Consider the following 17,453-nt stretch of genomic DNA (forward strand, 5'->3'; position numbering starts at 1 on the left):
CCGAAGGCCGCGGTCAGGCCTCTTCGAAGTAGGTGTCCAGGGCAGCGTCGAGTTCCGCCGTCCACTCCTTGAGACTGCTCCTGGCAGCGGCCTCGACCTCGGCGTTGAACCACCTGCGGCTCGACAGATGGACCGTGACGGTGAACCGGCGCCCGAAGCGGGCGGTCTTGACCTCGACCGCACCGATCTCCGCCCAGTCGAACTCCGCCTCCTGGTCGTCCAGCCGGAACCGGACACCCTCGCGGGCCACCCTGATGGATCCGCGCCGGTCGCTGACCTCGAAGACCGGGCCATCCGCCTCTTCCGACGCCTCCGTCTCTTCCGGCGCCTCGTCGGACTCCTCCCGTACCTCCGCGTCGTCAGGCTTCGGCTGCGTGTCCTGCGGCGCCGCCGCCTCATCGGCGACAGCCGCGGAATCGTCCTCGGCGGCGCTCTCCTCGAGCACGTCGGACTCCTCCGGCGCCTTCTCCGCTTCCCCCTCCGTCCGCGCGGGGGCAGGGGCCGTCAGGCCGGGGATGTACGCCGGGTCTGTTCCCGCGGCGAACTCGGGCTTGGTGTTCGAATCTATGCGCTGCTCCACGGCGGGCAGTATGGACGACGAAGCTGTACGAGACCAGTCACCGCGGTTCACCCGGCGCCGAGGCGCACTGCCGGAAGGCGGCGACATCGCGCTCGTACCCGGTCGGCGAAGCCACGGGGCGCGAGGCCGAGGACCTGCTCGATGTCGGGCCGATCCGCTGCTCGGCAGGGGTGGGCTCACCGAGGACGGCCGACGTGGTGGCGACCACGGACTCCGGCATGAACAACAGCATCTGCGGTTGTGCCTCGTCACGGGTCTGCTCGATGAAAGCGGACCGACTCGCCGAGCACCTCGGCGCGTTCCCGGGGCGTACGGGGCGCGGGCCCGTCAGCTCATAGGTCTTCCCCGCGTGCCCGTCGAACGGCGCTGCGGCGGTCCGCCCGGTCCCCGGCCCGACGGCCCGGCACTCCGTCTCCACCCTGCGGGAACCCGCAGGGCGCCCTGTGCGGTGAATCGCACCGAGCACGACGGCAACCCTCGTACCGGCGCAGCGCTGCGCTCCCTGGCGTTTCCGGAGAGGCGTGGCGGACCCCGCGCGTCTCATGCCGTCGGCCGGGAGACCGCTCATGGATCACGTACTGCTTGCCCTTCCCCGGGAACCCGCGGACGGTGTTGCCGGCTGGGCGGCCGATCTCGTGGACATCCTGGGTGGTCCCGGACGAGCTCGACCCCGAAGTCGTACGGCAGTTGGTGCTCCGCAGTACCCACAGCGATCCGCCGGCCGGGCTGACGCCCCGGGAGCGCACGGTCCTGCAGGAGCTGGAGCTGGCACAGGGCCGCACCAACGCGGCCATCGCGCAGCAGCTGCACCTGTCGCTGAGTTCGGTCGAGAAGCAGCGGCTCCGTGTTCGACAAGCTGGAGCTGCCGAGCACCACGGAGTACAGCCGTCGGGTCCTCGCGGTGCTGCACCACCTGAAGTCGCAGGACCGGCGCAGGAGGCCGGAAACGGACGACGGGTGGTGCGGGTTCGTCCGAACCCGCACCACCCGTCGACGTTGCTCCGCTGTCACACAGCCGTGCGTCAGTAGGCCCCGAAGACGTTGTCGATCGAGCCGTACCGGTCGGCGGCGTAGTTGCACGCGGCCGTGATGTTGGCGACCGGGTCGTAGCTGTCCGTCGACGTACCGGCCACGTGGTAGGCCTGGAAGGTCGGGTCGATGACCTGCAGAAGACCCTTGGACGGGATACCTGCGACGGCGTTCGAGTCCCAGTTGTTGATGGCCATCGGGTTGCCCGAGGACTCACGCATGACGTTGCGGTGGATGCCGTCGTAGCTGCCGGGGATGCCGTGCTCGGCCATGACCGCCAGCGACTCCTTGATCCAGCCGTCGAGGTCGTTCGTGTACGTGGCCGGCTGGGCCGCAGGAGCGGCGGCGGGTGCGCCCTTCGCGGCGACCGGCGTGCTCGTGCGCTCCGAACGGTCCGCGCGGTCGGCGCTCTTCTCGGCACGGTCCGAGGCGCCGGAGGCCTTGGAATCGGCCTTGCTCGCCGTTGCGGCCTTGTCCGCCGCCTTGTTCCCGGCCTTGGCGCCAATGGTCAGCTTCAGACCGGGGCGAATCAGGTCGGGGTTGTCACCGACAGCCGCGCGATTGTCCTTGTACAGCTCCTGCCAGCCACCGCTCACGGAATGTCCGCGTGCGATCTTGGAAAGAGAATCGCCCAAGATCACGGAATAGGTGACAGGCGCGGACTTCTGCGCGGCAATTCCCTTTCCGGACGCGGCAGTCGACGTCGACGCCTTTTCGACGGCGACCGACTGTGCCGGTGCCGCGAAGGCTCCGGTCGCACCGATCACGGGGAGGGCCAGGGCGACTCCGCCCGTGCTCACGGCGATGATGCCGCGGGTCAGCGAACTGGTCCTGGAACGACGGTGCTTACCCTTTTCGGGCATGGTGAATTCCTCTCCGCCGCCTGCGAAGTGAGCTGTCGGGTTCGGGCTGGAGATGCCCGGCCGCACGTGAATGCGACTTCACCCCGAGCCGATCCGGATACCGGATCGGCGCTTACCTGGGTCCCCCGCTCCTGCCGTACGTGAGTGGTCGGGTTCCCGGACGGCGGCAGGATTCGGCGTTCCATCCGGATTGAGGGTGACCGTAAGCGAGAAATACCGAAAGGAACAAGCCCCGAATTGGTGATCACAATTCATTTACAAGATCGATTCACGGAAATTCGTGTAATCGACCCCACACCGCGCAGCCAATTTTCTTGGCGCAGAAGGGAACCGGCCGACGCCTCACGACGTCGCCGGCGCGGGAGGTGACCCTGGTCACGGAGTCCGATAAGGGCGATTTGTTCTGTGCCGAAAGTTCACAGGCCGCACGAAATGGCCCTTATGAATGACGGGATCAATCCCTAAAAACGACTAAATCGGGCATACAGCTCATTAGTTCTGTTCAGGGGCATATCACGGGCGTCCGCGTGGAACAGATCTGTGCATGACCGAAAGCCCGAACCCTCACCCCTCGAACCCGCCGATCACGGTCCTGGCCGTTCAGCCAGGAGATCCGCCCTTCCGCATCGTGGAGATCAACGGGGAAATCGTCGGCAGGGCGACGGCCATGACGGACGTGCTCTTCCTCGCCGTCGCGGCCGGGATCACGGTCCATGACCTCGATGACCCCGCCACGGTGCGATGGGTGGGCGGCGGCAAGCTCACCTGGCGGCCGCACTGAGCACCGGACCGGGCGCTGCCCTGGTCCTGCTGACAGCCGCACCCCACACGTCCCGACGGGAACACCATTCCTCCAAGGAGGAACGCATCTGCCATGTAGCTTCACCCAAAAGGTTGTAAATACGAGCTCAGCGAACCTAGGGTGTGGCACATGCAGTCCTACACCATCGGACAGGCGGCGCGTCTGCTCGGCGTCAGCCCGGACACCGCGCGCCGCTGGGCGGATGCCGGCAGGGTCGCCACCCATCGCGACGAAGGCGGCCGACGCCTCATCGACGGCCGCGATCTGGCCGCGTTCTCGATCGAGGTCGCCCAGGCCGGAACCACCGAGGAAGAGGTCCCCTACACCTCGGCCCGGAACGCCTTCCCCGGCATCGTCACCGCGGTCAAGCTCGGCGACGTCGCGGCTCAGGTCGACATCCAGGCCGGCCCGCACCGGCTCGTCTCGCTCCTCACCCGAGAAGCCGTGGAGGAGCTGGGACTTGAGGTCGGCATGCAGGCCACTGCCCGGGTGAAATCGACCAGCGTACACATCGACCGCACCTGACCGGCGGCCGGCAGCCGGGCAGGCCGCCGCCACCTCCGAAGGAGTCCCACCCTCATGTCCCTCCCCTTCACAGGACGCCGTGCCAGTGCCGCGGTCCTGACCGCGGCACTGCTCGCCGCGACGGCCGCATGCGGCAGCGACGAGGAGCAGAACGACTCCGGTGCCGCGAAGACCGAACTGACCGTGCTCGCCGCCTCCTCGCTCACCGACGTCTTCAAAACCGCCGGTGCCGCGTACGAGAAGGAGCACCCCGGGACCGAGGTGACGTTCTCCTTCGCCGGCTCGCAGGAGCTCGCCGCCCAGGTCGAGCAGGGCGCGCCCGCCGATGCCCTGGTCACCGCCGACACCAGGACGATGGACGGCCTGAAGGCGGACACGGGTACCGCGACGGTGGTTGCCAGGAACCGCCTCGTCATCGCCACCGGCGAGGGCAACCCCGAGGGGATCGAGAACCTCGGGGACCTCGCCGACACCCGGCTCAAGGTCGTCCTCGCCGCACCCGAAGTCCCCGTCGGCCGCTACAGCAGGCAGATCCTGGCGGCACAGAAGATCGACGTGAAGCCGGTCTCCCAGGAGCCCAACGTCCGCGCCGTCCTGAGCAAGGTCGGGCTCGGCGAGGCCGACGCCGGCCTCGTCTACCGGACGGATGCCGCCTCGGCCACCGACAAGGTCGACGCGATCGAGATTCCCGACACGCAGAACGCGATCGCCTCCTACCCGGCCGCGGCGCTGAAGACTTCGAAGAACAGCAAGGCCGCAGCCGCGTTCGTCTCCTGGCTGTCCACTCCCGAGGCACAGAAGATCTTCCAGGACGCGGGCTTCCAGCGGCCGTAGCCGGCCGGCACGTCAAGCCCAGGGAACGCGATGAAGCAGCTCAGCAGCCGTCCACCGGGCGCCCGTACACCCCTCGCCCTGGCAGTTCCCGCGCTGCTCGCCGTCGTGTTCCTGATGCTGCCGCTGGCCGGCATCCTCGTACGCACGTCCTGGAGCGAACTGGGCTCCCATCTGACCAGCCCCGGCACCACACAGGCGCTGCGGCTGTCGCTGCTCGTCTCCGCCTGGGCACTCGGGCTCTCCCTCCTGCTGGGCGTGCCGCTGGCCTGGCTGCTGGCCCGCGTCGACTTCCCCGGCAAGGCCTTCGTCCGTTCCCTCGTGCTCCTGCCCATGGTGCTGCCGCCGACCGTCGGCGGTGTCGCCCTGCTTCTCGCGTTCGGCCGACGTGGTCTCCTCGGCCCCTGGCTGGAGGACACCTTCGGCATCACGCTGCCCTTCCACACCTCCGGCGCGGTCCTCGCCGCGACGTTCGTCGCGATGCCGTTCCTGATCATCAGCCTGGAGGGGGCACTGGGCGGCCTGCACCCGCGCTACGAGGAGACAGCCGCGTCTCTGGGCGCCTCGCCCGTGCGGGTCTTCTTCACCGTCACCCTGCCCATGGTCGCCCCGGGGCTTGCCGCGGGCGCCGCTCTGACCTGGGCGCGGGCCCTGGGCGAGTTCGGCGCGACCATCACCTTCGCCGGCAACCTCCCGGGCACCACCCAGACCCTGCCCCTCCAGGTGTATCTGCTTCTCCAGGACTCCCCCGAGGCGGCCACTTCCGTATCGCTGCTCCTGCTCGCCATCGCCATGGCGGTCCTCGTCGCGCTGCGCGGCCGCTGGACCGGCGCCCCTCGCGCCGCGACAGCCCCGCCCCGACCGGAGCGGGATGCGGACACGGCACCTGCCGACGCGCAGCCGCCCCGGACAGAAGCCGCTTGGCCCGCCCCCGAGGAGAGGTGGCCGCTGCGGGCCGAGGTCACCGGTTTCAACGAGCTCACCCTCGAAGCGGCGCCGGGCACCACCATCGCCGTCGTCGGACCCAACGGTGCGGGCAAGACAACCCTGCTGCGCGCCCTGCTCGGCCTCACCCCACGCGCCCACGCGGAACTGCGCCTCGGGGACACCGACGCGGGCAGCCTGCCCCCGCACAAGCGCGGCGTCGCCTGGGTCCCCCAGGACGGCGCCCTCTTCCCCCACCTGTCGGCGCTGGCCAACACGGCGTACGGCCTGCGCTCGGCCGGCATGCCTCGGACCGAGGCCAGGCGCAGCGCCCAGCAGTGGCTCGATCGTCTCGGCGTGGGCCACCTCGCCGCCCGCAAACCGTCACAGGTCTCCGGCGGGCAGGCCCAGCGCATCGCCCTGGCCCGGGCGCTGGCAGCCCGCCCCCGGCTCCTGCTCCTGGACGAACCCCTCGCCGCGCTGGACCAGACCACCCGTGCGCAGGTACGGCACACCCTGCGCACCCACCTCGCCACCTTCGGCGGTGTCTGCCTGATCGTCACGCACGATCCCGTCGAGGCCGTCTCGTTGGCCGACCGGGTCCTCGTACTCGACGAGGGCCGCGCCCTGCAGGACGCACCGCCCCACGAGGTCACCCGGCATCCCCGCTCCCCCTGGGTCGCCCGGATGCTCGGCCGCAACGCCTGGCCCGGCACGGCCACCGCCGAGGGCCTCCAGCTCTCCGACGGGGGCCACCTCGTCACTGCGGACCCTCTGCCCGCAGGCACACCCGCACTCGCGGTCATCGGCCCCGAGGCCGTATCCGTACACCGCGACAGGCCGAGCGGCAGCCCCCGTAACGTCTGGCAGGGCACCATCCGGGAAATCACGTCCGGCGGCAGCCGACTGCGGCTCCTGATCACTTCGCAGCACGCACCCGACCTCGTCGCGGAGATCACCCCACAGGCAGCGGCCGAGCTCGGGCTCGCCGAGGGAGTGGCGGTGTGGACGGGCATCAAGGCCACCGAGGTGACCGTCGTGCGGCTGTGATCCGTGACTGCCCGGTGCTGATGTCCCATCCTGTGCGGGAACCGGTCGGTACTGACACAGCCCCAGGTCCGGTGCAGCGGACCGCACCTGCCGGGGGCCGAAGCGTGGATGGACGGACGATTCGAGTCATTGCGCACGGGGGACCCCCCTCACATCGGTCCCCACCGGATCACGGGCCGGCTCGGCGAAGGCCGAATGGGTTGCCCGCACTGCCGGTTGCGTTCGGCGCCGCAGCGGGACTACGCGCTCGTGCTCGGACCACGGAGCTGACCGCGTGGGCGGGACAGCCGCACGGCGTTGTCGGACCCCTGTCCTATTCTCGCGCCATGAGCGTCAGCCTGTACTACGACGCGCGCCGCGCAGATCCATTGACCGGATCCGAGACGGCCGCCGTCGAGCGCATCGTCGCCGCGCACCTGGGCTCCTTCCCGTACGACGACGAGGAGAGCCTGTTCGTGTACGCGGACCGCAACGACGAGCCGGAGTACCTTCTCGTCGGCTCCACCAAGATGCCGCGCGATCCGGGCCGGTTGTTGCCGGTGATCGCCCATGTGCTCGACTCCTTGACCGAGCTGCGCCGTGCTCTCGGGCACTCCGAGTGGCACGTGCACATGGACGACCTCGACGTCCCGTGGGACGAGGGGGAAGGGTATGTCCTGCCCGGCATGCGTGACCCGGACCTCATATCCGAACTCGGCACCGTCTGAGAGGGACGTCGCCCACCTCAGCCCATCAGGCCGGCGGCAACGGTCGCTCCCAGTTCCCAGCACGCCTCGATGTCGGCCTTGCCCGGCTCGCCCGTCACCGTCACGGCGTCGGCCGCACGGCGCCAGCCCAGACCGGTCGTGATCGACTCCATGCCCCGCAGGGCGCCGGTGACGTCACTGCCGCCGTGCACGTAGTAGCCGAAGGGCCGGCCGCGCGTCGAATCCAGGCACGGGTAGTAGACCTGGTCGAAGAAGTGCTTGAGCGCACCGGACATGTAGCCGAGGTTCGCCGGGGTGCCGAGCAGGTAACCATCGGCGGAGAGCACGTCGGACGCGGTGGCGGAGAGCGCCGCGCGCCGTTCGACCCTGACCCCTTCGATCTCCTCCGTTGTCGCACCGGAGACGACGGCTTCGAACAGCGCCTGACAGTTCGGCGAGGGTGTGTGATGCACGATCAGCAGAGTGGCCACACCCAGGAACCATGCCGCCCCGGACCTTCGACCGCAAGCGGGGCACGCGTCGGCGCTCACGCTCCTCCGGCTGGACGTGGCGGGCGGTACGGATCCGGTAGGTACCCGGCGGTGCCCTCCCCTAGCCGCCGGGACGGGTCCCTGAGAAGGGGATGGCGCGACGGGCCGAGTGCGCGCGAAGGGCGCTGTTCAGCTCGGCCGTGTCGCTGACCGGGCGCGTCCAGTCGGTCCGGAAGCGGAACCCGTTGTCCGGCTCCCGCCGGATCCAGCGTGGCAGCAGCCACGCGCGGATCGGGAGTGCATGGGGATGCTGTCTGACGGTGATCCAGGTGCGTCCGCCCGCTCCGTCGACCTCGATGCCCTTGATGTCCGCCCAGAGCAGGGTGAACTGGCGGCCCGTGTAGGCCATGGTGATGCCGTCGTTGTCGAGATCGAAGCCGTTGCGGTCGCCCGTCGTGCCCAGGGTGCGCAGCACCTGCAGGACAGCCGCGATCAGGCTCAGAACGGTGAGGACCTCGGTGTGCAGCCACTGGGCGCTGACGACAACGGCCAGCACCAGCAGGAGAGTCGCCAGAAGGTTCCAGAGCACCAGGGTGACCCGCCCGGCGCGGGTGCGCCGGTACATGGCGACGGGAACCGGCTGCTGAGCCTGCCCGCCTCGGGCGCGTCCGCGGGAGTCGGGTGCCGGGCGGGTGGGCGGGCGCGCGGGTGCGGGGGCGTTGACGGGGTGTGCGGGTGGCGCCGGTACGGGATCGGCGGCAGCGGTCGTCCGCTCGTGGAACGGGGCCGGCGTGACGGGGGCACCACGATCGCCTTCGGCACCGTGCGCAACGATCTCGTGCATCAACTGCGTCGGCGTAGACCGTAGTTCAGGGTCCTTGCGCAGGCAGGCGAGGACCAGTGGCCGCAGGGCCGGAGGCACTTCGGAGACGGGGGTCCGCGTGCACGACCCGGTACAGCAACTGGGCCGGCTGTCCCGGGCCGAAGGCGTCTCCGCCCGCCGCCGCGACCAGTACGGCCCCCAGCGCGAACACATCGCACCGCGGGCCGATCCGGCCGCCCGTGGCCTGCTCCGGTGCCATGAACCCGTAGGTGCCGATCACCATGCCGGGATCGGTCAGGCGGGTGTCCTGCAGTGCTTGGGCGATCCCGAAGTCCAGTACGCGCGGGCCGTCCTCGGCCAGCACGATGTTGCCGGGCTTCAGGTCCCGGTGCACCAGGTCGCAGGCATGGATCGCCTTGAGGGCCTCGGCCAGCGCGGCACCCAGCGAGCGCAGCCGGGCCTCGTCCAGCGGGCCTCGCCCGGCCACTTCCTCCGCGAGTGTCGGCCCCTTGATGTAGGCGCTCGCCATCCACGGCCGGGGCGCGTCGGGGTCGGCGTCGACCACGGCCGCGGTGTGGAACCCGCCGACCCGGCGGGCCGCTTCGATTTCCTTGTGGAACCGGGCACGGAACTGCGGGGCCTCGGCGTACTCGGCCCTGATGACCTTGATGGCGACGGCCCGTCCGGACGGGGAGCGGCCGAGATAGACCGACCCCATTCCGCCGCTGCCGAGCTCCCGCTCCACCACGTAGTCCCCGAAATACTGCGCGACCACACCTGCCCCCTCGCCGCCGATGGGCCGAATCAACCACAGGAGACCGGACGGCGCCAGGGCACCGCAAGGCCGACGGTTCCGAGGTCACCTCCGGGGGCAAGGTGGTGGGTTCGGAGCCGATCGGGCAGACCTACAACCTGCAGGAGGTGATCCGGACAAAGCCGCCGAGGCCGTCCGGCCGGACCTGAAGAGGTTCCAGCCATGCCCCTCGGGCGGCCTGGGCTCCAACAGCGTCCATACGCGGTGCTCGCTGATCCTCTCCGGCGCCACCAACCGGGCCGGGGACAACGAGGAGCTCAGCCGGTGGGTGAAGGACTCCGACAAGGCTGTTGCCGGCGACAACACGGCTACCGGCCGGGCCGCGCGGACGTACCCGGCGGACGCCGTCACCTCCTCCGGCTCCGGTCTCGACCCGCACGTCTCCCCCGTCGCGGCCACCGGGCCCGAGGGCATCCCGGTGTACACAAGCCAGGAGCGGAAGAAGTCGGTCGACCTGATCCGAGGAGCCGGTCGGCGCCCGAGGGCACCGCCCCGCCGTCAGGCGGTCACCGGATTTTCCTCCGGCGACGCGAGCCCCAGCGTGCGGATCAGGTCGCGCATGTCGGTCTCGTACAACTTCGCGGGATCCACGACCTGGTGGCGCAGGTGTCCGTAGACCTCCAGCGCGAGGAGCCCGTGCATCCGGCTCCACACGCGCAGGCAGAGCGCTACAGCCGCGGGCGGCAGGTCCGGGAAGGACTCCCGGGCCATGGCGACCAGGCCGGGCCGGAAGTCGGACCACTCGTAGTCGCAGCCTGCCCGGGTCGCGGCCGCCCGGGGCCATGCGGCCGCGACCAGACCGAGGAGCACCGCGCACAGCCGGTGCTCCGCCTCCTGCGCGGCGCCGGCCTCGGGGGGCGTGTAGCCGGGCACCGGATCCCCGTAGACGAGGCGGAACTCCTCGGGGTGGGCGATGGCCCACGTCCGGTAGGCATGCGCGTGGGCGAGCACCTTTTCGGTGGCACTGCCCGACGGCACCCCCTCGTGCGCCGCCTCGAGCACGTTCGCCAGCGATTCGTAGACATCGGCCGTGAGCGCGGTGATGAGGTCGTCGCGGCTGGTGAAGTAGCTGTAGATGGCACCTGCCGTCATGCCCATCTCACGGGCGATGGCCCGCAGCGAGATGGAGGCCGGGCCGCCGACCGCCATGTGCTTGAGGGCAATCGTCTTGATCTCGGACGTGGTCTCCGTCCTCAGACGGGCTCTCCGGCTCTGCGTCTCTTCTCCCATGTTTGACAGCCTAACAGCGTTGAGTCACAGTACGCCGTGCAGACATTGAACGCCGTGTAGCAACATGGAGGCGTTCGGAGAGCTTCATCGAGCTCGGATCATCGGGGTCCTGCCCAGGTCCTCCGAAACCCCCGGGCTGCCCACCCGCTCGTGCCCAGTCACCCAAGTGATCAAGGAAGCCAAGTCGTGGTTGATACCGTCACCCGGACCCAGCGACGGACCGGGTCCCTGCTCGCCCTGCTGGCGTTAGCCCAGTTCATCGTCGCCGTCGACTACAACATCGTGTTCGTTGCGCTTCCGGAGATCGGCGGTGCACTCGGCTTCACCCCCCAGTCCCTGCAGTGGGTGGTCAGCGCCTACGCCGTGGCCTTCGGTGGATTCCTGCTCTTCGGCGGCCGGGTGGTCGACCGCCTCGGCGCCCGCCGTATGTTCGTCCTCGGCCTCGTGATCTTCGGCCTCTCCTGCCTCCTCGGAGGCTTCGCCAAGAGCCCTGAACTCCTGGTCACCGCTCGTGCGATCCAGGGCTTCGGCGCAGCGCTGCTCACGCCCGCCACCCTCACCCTGATCAACACCCGCTTCGCCGAAGGCCCCGAGCGCACCAAGGCTCTCGCCGTCTGGGGCGCCTGTGGCAGCGGTGGTCTGGCTGCCGGCGCGCTGCTCGGCGGTGTACTCACCGAGGCATGGGGCTGGGAATGGGTGCTGTTCGTCCTCGTCCCGCTGGCACTCGTCGCAGCCGCCGTAGCAACAGGCACCCTCGCAGCCGACGAACGCGCGACCGGCGACCGGGGCGGCTTCGACGTCTTCGGCGCCATCCTCGCGACCGCCGGATCCTCACTGCTCGTGCTCGGCCTGGTCAGCGGACCGGAGGCCGGCTGGGACTCCGTGCGCGGCGCGGGCTCGATCGTCGCCGGTGTCGTGATCCTCGCGGTCCTCATCCTGGTCGAGAACCGGACCAGGAGCCCGCTGGTCCCCATGGGTCTGTTCAGCAATCGCAGCCTGGTAACGGCGATTCTGATCATTCTGGTCTTCCAGAGCGCCCTCGGCGGCTCGTACTACATTTTCACCAACTACCTGCAGGGCGTGCTTAGGTACGACGCACTGGAAGCCGGGCTCGCCTTCGTACCGCTGACGATCATCTCGATGGTCGCCTCGCTGAAGCTGGCCGGCGCGCTGCTCGGCACGTGGGGCCCGCGGGCCACGCTCTTCGCCGGCATGTTCGTCAACGGCGTCGGAATGGTCGTACTGGCCATCTCCATGTCCACGGGCGCGTCCTTCTGGGCCCTCGCCCCCGGCCTGATCATCTGGGGAGTCGGCGGCGGCGTCACCTTCCCGGCCATGTTCGTCTGCGCCGCTTCCGGGGTCGCCCCGCAGGAAGCGGGAATCGCCTCCGCACTCGCCTCCACGTCTCAGCAGATCGGCGGCGCCGCGGGCCTTGCGCTGCTTGTCGCCCTGGCGACCGCCGGCCTTTCCGGGGACGCCCCGGCGGTCGCGGACGTCGCCGGCGGACTGCGCACCGCGATGTGGGCAGGCGGCGCGGCCTCGATCATCGGCGGCCTCCTCGCCTTCACCCTGAGGAAGCCGGGAGCTCCCGCGCCCCGGCCCGTGGTCGAGGCGCCGAGCCCGGCCATCGACGAGGTCGGAACGCGCAGCAGCGGCTGATGTCTCCCCCTGACGGTTCATGGCCGGTTTCTCCCCCGTCGCCGGCCGTGAACCGTCTTCTGCTGCGCCCTCACCAGCCTGCTCCACCACGCGACGTGGTGAACTCACGTCTCGGCACACACGTGACGACGGCTCCTGGATGCGGCGCTTCGCGGCCACCGCGCAGCTCGGCTGCTTTCCCGCACGCAGGAGGCTCAGCGGGCCGGTGGCGCAATACCACCGGCCCATACTGTCGGCAACGTTGCCGGCCATCAGCGATCAGCGTGCACTGCCGTGCGTTGCCCAGTGGCCCGTTGGGCACTCCAGCAGCCGACGCGGCGATGCGGGAGCGCCCAGCCCGTTCACGCAGGGACAGGGCTACGCGCTTCCGGCGGCGGGGCCGAACCTGCCTGGCGCGAGAGCCGTCAGCAGTGAGGTGACCACGAGCTCGGTCGAGGCCGTCATGTTCACGGCGTCGGGTGCGAGAAGCCACTGCACCTGGAGGCCGTCCATGACAGCGATGATGGCGTTCGCCGCGTTCTCGGCCTTTGCCGCGTCGCGTTCGGGAAGGTCGCACGCCTCGCGCAGGGCGTCGGCGACGAACACGCGCAGTCCGCTGTAGCGGTCGCGGAAGTAGGCCTGCGCCGGGTGGTCGTCGGTGACGGATTCGGCCGACAGTACGGCGTAGAGCCGGACGATCCCTTCCCGTTCGGCATTGCGCAGCGCGGTGTCGACCAGATGGTGCAGGAACTCCAGGCCGTGGGGCCGGTCGGCCCCGAGCTGCTCGATGTCCGTCTGGTCGCGCAGTTCGAGGACGCTGGTGAGCAGGAGCGCCTTGGAACGGAAGTAGTGCAGCACGCCTGCCTGGGTCAGGCCGGCCCGGTCCGCGATCTCTGCGAGTGAGGCGTTGTTGTAGCCACGCGCGGCGAAGGTGTCCGTCGCGATGTGCAGGATGTCCCGCTGCCGCTGCCGGGCTTCCGGACTGCGCGGAATACGGGGCTTCGCCGGACGCGCCGGTCCGCCCACTGGCTGGTTGCTCACCGGCACAGCCTAAGCCCGGCCGCCGGCCTCGCAGCGATCTTCACGCCTTGAGGAAAGCCCCGACAGAGTACTTACTAACCACTTAGTGAGTGTGCTTCTATGTCGCCGTCACCCCCACGAAAGGCCGACGTCATGGCGGGAAGGACGCTCATGGCCTCCTTACGCGCACCCTCGCACCTGCCGACCGGGAGCCGCTCCGGCGGGACCGGTCCGCTCACCCCCGCGACCGGCGCCGGGGTGCGACGGCCGGCCGCACCACCCCGTCAGGTACCGACCGAAGGAGAGCCGCACCATGCCACCTCGCAGCCCCCTCCGCCCGCGGGCACGTGCCGCAGGCGCCGCCCTCGTTCTGGCCGCAGCAGGACTCGGCCTCACCGGCACCGGCACAGCGCAGGCCGCCGACCCGACCGCCCAGGTGTGGGTCACCACGGCCGACGGCAGCAAGAAGCTGGCCGCCCAGGGCAGTGTCCCCTTCACCGACCCACCCCAGTCCGTCGACATACGGATCGACGGCGACAGCAAGGGCCAGAAGTTCACCGGCGCGGGCGCCTCCGTCACCGGAGCATCCGCCCGCCTCATCCAGAGCCTTCCGCAGGCCAAGCGCGCCGAGCTGATGACGTCACTGTTCTCCGCCAACGGTGACGGCATCGGGCTCAACTACCTGCGCCAGCCGCTCGGCAGCACCGACTTCAACGCCACCGGCGACTTCTACACCTACGAGGACACCCCCGGCGCCTTCTCCATCGACCGGGACAGGAGCGAGATCATCCCGGTCCTCAAGCAGGCCACCGCGATCAACTCCTCCATCCGCTTCATGGGCTCGCCCTGGTCCCCGCCCGCGTGGATGAAGACCGGCAACTCCCTCAACGGCGGCAGCCTCAGGACCGAGCACTACCAGGCGTACGCCGACTACCTGGTCGACTCGATCAGGGCGTACGGCCAGGAGGGCATCACCCTGACGGACCTGACCGTGCAGAACGAGCCCGAGTTCGCCACGAGTTACCCGTCCATGAGCATGACGTCGTCGCAGCAGGCCGACTTCTTCAAGGTGCTCGACCGCACCCTCACCTCGGCCGGCCTGCCCACCAACCTCCTGGCCTATGACCACAACTGGGACCACCCGAACTACCCGGTCGAGGTCTTCAACGCCACCCAGGGCATCGGCCGTGTGATCGGCGCGGCCTTCCACTGCTACGGCGGCGCGCCCGCGGCACAGCAGCAGGTGGTCGACGCGGGCAAGCGTGTCTTCTTCACCGAGTGCTCCGGGACCGAGAGCGCCGACCCGGGCACGACCTTCCGCGACACCCTCCAGTGGCACGCGGAGAACCTCGTCGTGCAGAACATGCGCAACGGCGGCGAGACGGTCGTCAACTGGAACCTCGCCCTCGACCAGAACGGCGGCCCCCACCAGGGACACTGCACCAACCGGTGCAACGGCGTCGTCGACATCGCGAACGGCACCGTCAGCCGCAACGCCGAGTACTACGTCCTCGGCCATGTCACCAAGTTCATCAAGCCCGGCGCCACCCGCATCGGCTCCACCAGCCAGGGCGCCGGAGGCGTCCAGAACGTCGCCTTCCAGAACCCCGACGGCACCCGCGCCGCCTACGTCGTCAACACCGCGGCCGGCGCCCAGCGCTTCTCCGTGACGGACAACGGCAAGTCCCTCGCCTACACCCTCCCGGCCGGCGCCGTCGCCACCTTCGTGTGGAACGGCAACGGCGGGACAACCGAACCGCCCGTCGGCTCCATCGACCCGAGCGCCTGGTACCAGGTCAGGAGCACCAGCGGCGCATGCCTCGACGCCGCCGACTGGGGCTTCGCCAACGGCACCGGGCTCCAGCAGTGGGCTTGCGGCACCGGCGCCAACCAGAGCTGGCAGTTCCGGCCGACCGGCGACGGAAACCACCAGGTCGTCAACCAGCACAACGCCAAGGTCTGGGATGTCGACGGCGGCACCGGGGCCACCGCTGACGGCACCAAGGTCCACCTCTGGTCCTACGAAGGGGGCACCAACCAGCAGTGGCGGCCCGAACCCGTCGGCCCGGACGGCGGCCGGTACCGCTTCATCGCGCGCCACAGCGGCAAGTGCCTGACCGTGAACGGCTCTTCCGCCGCCAACGGTGCCGCGTTGTCTCAGCAGGCGTGCACCGGAACCCCGGCCCAGGCGTTCACCCTGAGCCGCTGACGCGGCGACCCGATCGCGCAGGGCCCGGTCCGGCGGGACCGGGCCCTGACGCTTCAGCGTTCCCTCAGCCTGCGGTGATCCGCAGGATGCCGGTGACCGTGCCCTGCAGGTAGGCGCCGTCCGGCGCGACGGTGCCGGCCATCTGCAGGGTGTCGTACAGGGCGCCGACACCGATCAGTCTGCTGCGCAGGACCTCTCCCGTGGCCGGGTCGATCTGCGCATAGCGGTAGGGGTCGAGCAGGCTGGTCCCCTTGGTTCCGGGAATGACCGGGTCCCGCAGCACTGTATGCAGTTTCCCGTCCGCGGTGGAGAGTTTCGGTACGGCGGCGGAGCGCAGCTCGTTGTCCCAGACCAGGTCGCAGCCGCTGCCGTCGGCCCGGACGTCCACCCTGCTCAGTCCGCCTGCGAAGGGTGCCGATGCGGGCACGCTGTCGCCCGCGCCCTCGGGCACGGCGGGGTAGGGATAGCCGTAGGTGCCGGCGACGAAGACGCTGCGGTCCGCGCCGACAGGGGAGTTCTCGCTGCCGGGGCCGCTCGATGCGAGCAGCACCGGGACCGAGCAGACGGTTTCGCCGCTCGACGTGCGGTAGACCTTCAGCCGGACCGACGTGTCGGCGTTGTCGACCATCGTCAGGTAGTCCGTACCGTCGGTGGGTCCGAAGAAGGTGGGCGTGGAACCGCTGCCCCAGCTCAGCAGGCCGGGCTTACGGGCCTGGCCCCGGTCGTACGCCTGCCGCCAGGAGATCTGCGGAGTGCCGTCGGTGGACGCCGTGAGCAGGTAGGTGGCGTGGGTGGTGGTCACGGCGGTGCCCTGCGGTGCGGTCGAGATGCTGTTGGCGATCCGCTCGCCGGCGGGGAGCGCCACGGACCTCACCGTCCCGGTCCTGTCGTCCGCGGTGCCGACCACACCGCCACCCGTGGCGAACCAGACACGCCCCTGCCAGTCCGGCGAAAGCCCGGTGACGGCATCGTTCCCCGGCACGGCCGAGCCGAGCGGGAGGCTGCTGTCGACGGCCAGACGCCAGAAGCCGGCCGCGTCCCGACGGTGTCCGATCCGCAGCAGGGAGCGACTGCCGTCGACGACGACGAGCCGGTCCTCGTGGTCGATGTAGGCGTAGACGCCGCCGAGCAGCGAGCCCTTGGTCAGTTTGAGCGAGGTGAGGGAGGCGCCGGTGTGCGGATCGAGGAGATGGACGGTGGGCACCTGGCCCAGAATCGGCGTGCACAGCGCTACGGGGTAGTCGTCGGACCCGATGAGGACGGTGGGGCAGGCGGACAGCAGCCCGTTCAGCTTGCCGGAGAGGCTTCCGGCGCCGGGGCCGGCGAGGGGGGTGGTGTCGGAGGAGCCGGTGTCACCGTGCATGGTGGCGGTTCCGGGCGGACCCGCGTACGGATGGGCCGGTGGTACCGACGTGGCGACGGCAGCCGGGACCGCGGTGCCGGCCGTGGCCGGTGTGCCGGACATCAGGAGCGCTGCGGCGAGCAGAGCTGCGGGTGCTGCGAGACGCCGTACGCCGGAACGCCCGGTGGTCGAGGGCATGGTGGTGGCTCCATTCCATCCTGCTGGTCGTCGTGCGGTTGTCGAGGTGAACAGCAGCCGGTCGTCGCCCCACGCCGAGGCCCGCGTCGCACCGGCGTCACTCTGCCTGCGGCAGCCCGCCGCACCCGTCGGCTGCCGCACCGGAGCCGGAGCCGCGGCGAGCGCGGCTGACCCGGAACCGGCGACGGTGCGGCCGCCGGTGCCAGGGTGGCAGGGGAACCGGCGATGAAGCGACGGCGGCCGGACATCGGTGAAGCTCCTCCGAGAGCTCTGCGGGACGGGCGGAGACCTCCCCCCGAGGTGCTGCCGATCATCGCGTGAGGTCCGTCCCCCGGACCATGCACAGGGCATGAAGAACGTGTTGCAGCCTTCCCGCACGAAGCCGACGCGGTGATCGC

The 17,453-nt window shown here is 70.2% G+C and carries 17 protein-coding genes, 1 pseudogene and 1 riboswitch; of the genes and pseudogenes, 9 read left to right on the forward strand and 9 right to left on the reverse strand.

Annotated elements, in window-relative coordinates:
* Window positions 1-13: 13 nt before the first annotated feature.
* Both ACFWBQ_RS08635 and ACFWBQ_RS08640 read right to left on the reverse strand, forming a co-directional pair.
* Window positions 14-580, reverse strand: coding sequence for a hypothetical protein (locus ACFWBQ_RS08635; protein ID WP_385485542.1), 567 nt, complete (start codon window positions 578-580; stop codon window positions 14-16).
* A gap of 37 nt (window positions 581-617) precedes the next feature.
* Window positions 618-800 carry a hypothetical protein gene (locus ACFWBQ_RS08640; RefSeq protein ID WP_385485544.1) on the reverse strand — a complete coding sequence of 61 codons (183 nt, stop codon included), beginning with the start codon at window positions 798-800 and terminating at the stop codon, window positions 618-620.
* Between the two features lie 443 nt (window positions 801-1,243).
* Here ACFWBQ_RS08640 and ACFWBQ_RS08645 point away from each other — a divergent pair.
* Window positions 1,244-1,502, forward strand: a pseudogene (locus ACFWBQ_RS08645) (response regulator transcription factor); the annotation flags it as partial.
* A 100-nt stretch (window positions 1,503-1,602) separates the two neighbouring features.
* Here the strand turns inward: ACFWBQ_RS08645 and ACFWBQ_RS08650 are convergent.
* Complete coding sequence (locus ACFWBQ_RS08650; protein ID WP_385485546.1) at window positions 1,603-2,472, reverse strand: transglycosylase SLT domain-containing protein; 870 nt, start codon at window positions 2,470-2,472, stop codon at window positions 1,603-1,605.
* A gap of 4 nt (window positions 2,473-2,476) precedes the next feature.
* Window positions 2,477-2,661, reverse strand: a riboswitch (cyclic di-AMP (ydaO/yuaA leader).
* 355 nt (window positions 2,662-3,016) lie between these two features.
* Here ACFWBQ_RS08650 and ACFWBQ_RS08655 point away from each other — a divergent pair.
* The 5 genes from ACFWBQ_RS08655 (at window position 3,017) to ACFWBQ_RS08675 (ending at window position 7,311) form a co-directional block, all read left to right on the forward strand.
* Complete coding sequence (locus ACFWBQ_RS08655; protein ID WP_385485549.1) at window positions 3,017-3,253, forward strand: hypothetical protein; 237 nt, start codon at window positions 3,017-3,019, stop codon at window positions 3,251-3,253.
* Window positions 3,254-3,403: 150 nt separating this feature from the next.
* Window positions 3,404-3,799: a molybdopterin-binding protein gene (locus ACFWBQ_RS08660; RefSeq protein WP_385485551.1), complete on the forward strand. Its 396-nt coding sequence runs from the start codon at window positions 3,404-3,406 to the stop codon at window positions 3,797-3,799.
* 54 nt (window positions 3,800-3,853) lie between these two features.
* Window positions 3,854-4,633, forward strand: a complete 780-nt coding sequence (modA, locus tag ACFWBQ_RS08665; RefSeq protein WP_385485553.1) for a molybdate ABC transporter substrate-binding protein — start codon at window positions 3,854-3,856, stop codon at window positions 4,631-4,633.
* A 30-nt stretch (window positions 4,634-4,663) separates the two neighbouring features.
* Window positions 4,664-6,604: an ABC transporter permease gene (locus tag ACFWBQ_RS08670; RefSeq protein ID WP_385485555.1), complete on the forward strand. Its 1,941-nt coding sequence runs from the start codon at window positions 4,664-4,666 to the stop codon at window positions 6,602-6,604.
* Window positions 6,605-6,930: 326 nt separating this feature from the next.
* Complete coding sequence (locus ACFWBQ_RS08675; protein WP_385485557.1) at window positions 6,931-7,311, forward strand: hypothetical protein; 381 nt, start codon at window positions 6,931-6,933, stop codon at window positions 7,309-7,311.
* A gap of 17 nt (window positions 7,312-7,328) precedes the next feature.
* On the opposite strand, the gene ACFWBQ_RS08680 is transcribed toward ACFWBQ_RS08675, so the two are convergent.
* The 3 genes from ACFWBQ_RS08680 to ACFWBQ_RS08690 all read right to left on the reverse strand — a co-directional run bounded on the left by ACFWBQ_RS08680 (window position 7,329) and on the right by ACFWBQ_RS08690 (window position 9,379).
* Window positions 7,329-7,781 carry a flavodoxin family protein gene (locus ACFWBQ_RS08680; RefSeq protein ID WP_385485559.1) on the reverse strand — a complete coding sequence of 151 codons (453 nt, stop codon included), beginning with the start codon at window positions 7,779-7,781 and terminating at the stop codon, window positions 7,329-7,331.
* A gap of 121 nt (window positions 7,782-7,902) precedes the next feature.
* Window positions 7,903-8,625, reverse strand: coding sequence for a hypothetical protein (locus ACFWBQ_RS08685; protein ID WP_385485561.1), 723 nt, complete (start codon window positions 8,623-8,625; stop codon window positions 7,903-7,905).
* Window positions 8,626-8,650: 25 nt separating this feature from the next.
* Window positions 8,651-9,379: a serine/threonine-protein kinase gene (locus tag ACFWBQ_RS08690; RefSeq protein ID WP_385485563.1), complete on the reverse strand. Its 729-nt coding sequence runs from the start codon at window positions 9,377-9,379 to the stop codon at window positions 8,651-8,653.
* A 19-nt stretch (window positions 9,380-9,398) separates the two neighbouring features.
* On the opposite strand from ACFWBQ_RS08690, the gene ACFWBQ_RS08695 reads away from it, so the two are divergent.
* Window positions 9,399-10,034, forward strand: coding sequence for a potassium-transporting ATPase subunit C (locus ACFWBQ_RS08695; protein ID WP_385485565.1), 636 nt, complete (start codon window positions 9,399-9,401; stop codon window positions 10,032-10,034).
* Here ACFWBQ_RS08695 and ACFWBQ_RS08700 read toward each other — a convergent pair.
* Window positions 9,917-10,648, reverse strand: a complete 732-nt coding sequence (locus ACFWBQ_RS08700) for a TetR/AcrR family transcriptional regulator (protein WP_385485567.1) — start codon at window positions 10,646-10,648, stop codon at window positions 9,917-9,919. The genes ACFWBQ_RS08695 and ACFWBQ_RS08700 overlap by 118 nt on opposite strands.
* A 186-nt stretch (window positions 10,649-10,834) precedes the next feature.
* Between ACFWBQ_RS08700 and ACFWBQ_RS08705 the strand changes: the two genes are divergently transcribed.
* Complete coding sequence (locus tag ACFWBQ_RS08705; protein WP_385485569.1) at window positions 10,835-12,307, forward strand: MFS transporter; 1,473 nt, start codon at window positions 10,835-10,837, stop codon at window positions 12,305-12,307.
* Window positions 12,308-12,664: 357 nt separating this feature from the next.
* Here ACFWBQ_RS08705 and ACFWBQ_RS08710 read toward each other — a convergent pair whose 3' ends face one another.
* The gene (locus ACFWBQ_RS08710; protein ID WP_385485752.1) at window positions 12,665-13,279 is read right to left on the reverse strand and encodes a TetR/AcrR family transcriptional regulator; all 615 of its coding nucleotides are present in this window, start codon (window positions 13,277-13,279) and stop codon (window positions 12,665-12,667) included.
* 340 nt (window positions 13,280-13,619) lie between these two features.
* Between ACFWBQ_RS08710 and ACFWBQ_RS08715 the strand changes: the two genes are divergently transcribed.
* Window positions 13,620-15,515 (forward strand): RICIN domain-containing protein, encoded by a 1,896-nt coding sequence (locus ACFWBQ_RS08715; RefSeq protein ID WP_385485571.1) that lies wholly within the window; start codon window positions 13,620-13,622, stop codon window positions 15,513-15,515.
* 64 nt (window positions 15,516-15,579) lie between these two features.
* On the opposite strand, the gene ACFWBQ_RS08720 is transcribed toward ACFWBQ_RS08715, so the two are convergent.
* Window positions 15,580-17,055: a hypothetical protein gene (locus ACFWBQ_RS08720; RefSeq protein WP_385485573.1), complete on the reverse strand. Its 1,476-nt coding sequence runs from the start codon at window positions 17,053-17,055 to the stop codon at window positions 15,580-15,582.
* Window positions 17,056-17,453: the final 398 nt, after the last annotated feature.

It is taken from the genome of Streptomyces sp. NPDC060035, assembly GCF_042736635.1.
Lineage (GTDB): Bacteria > Actinomycetota > Actinomycetes > Streptomycetales > Streptomycetaceae > Streptomyces.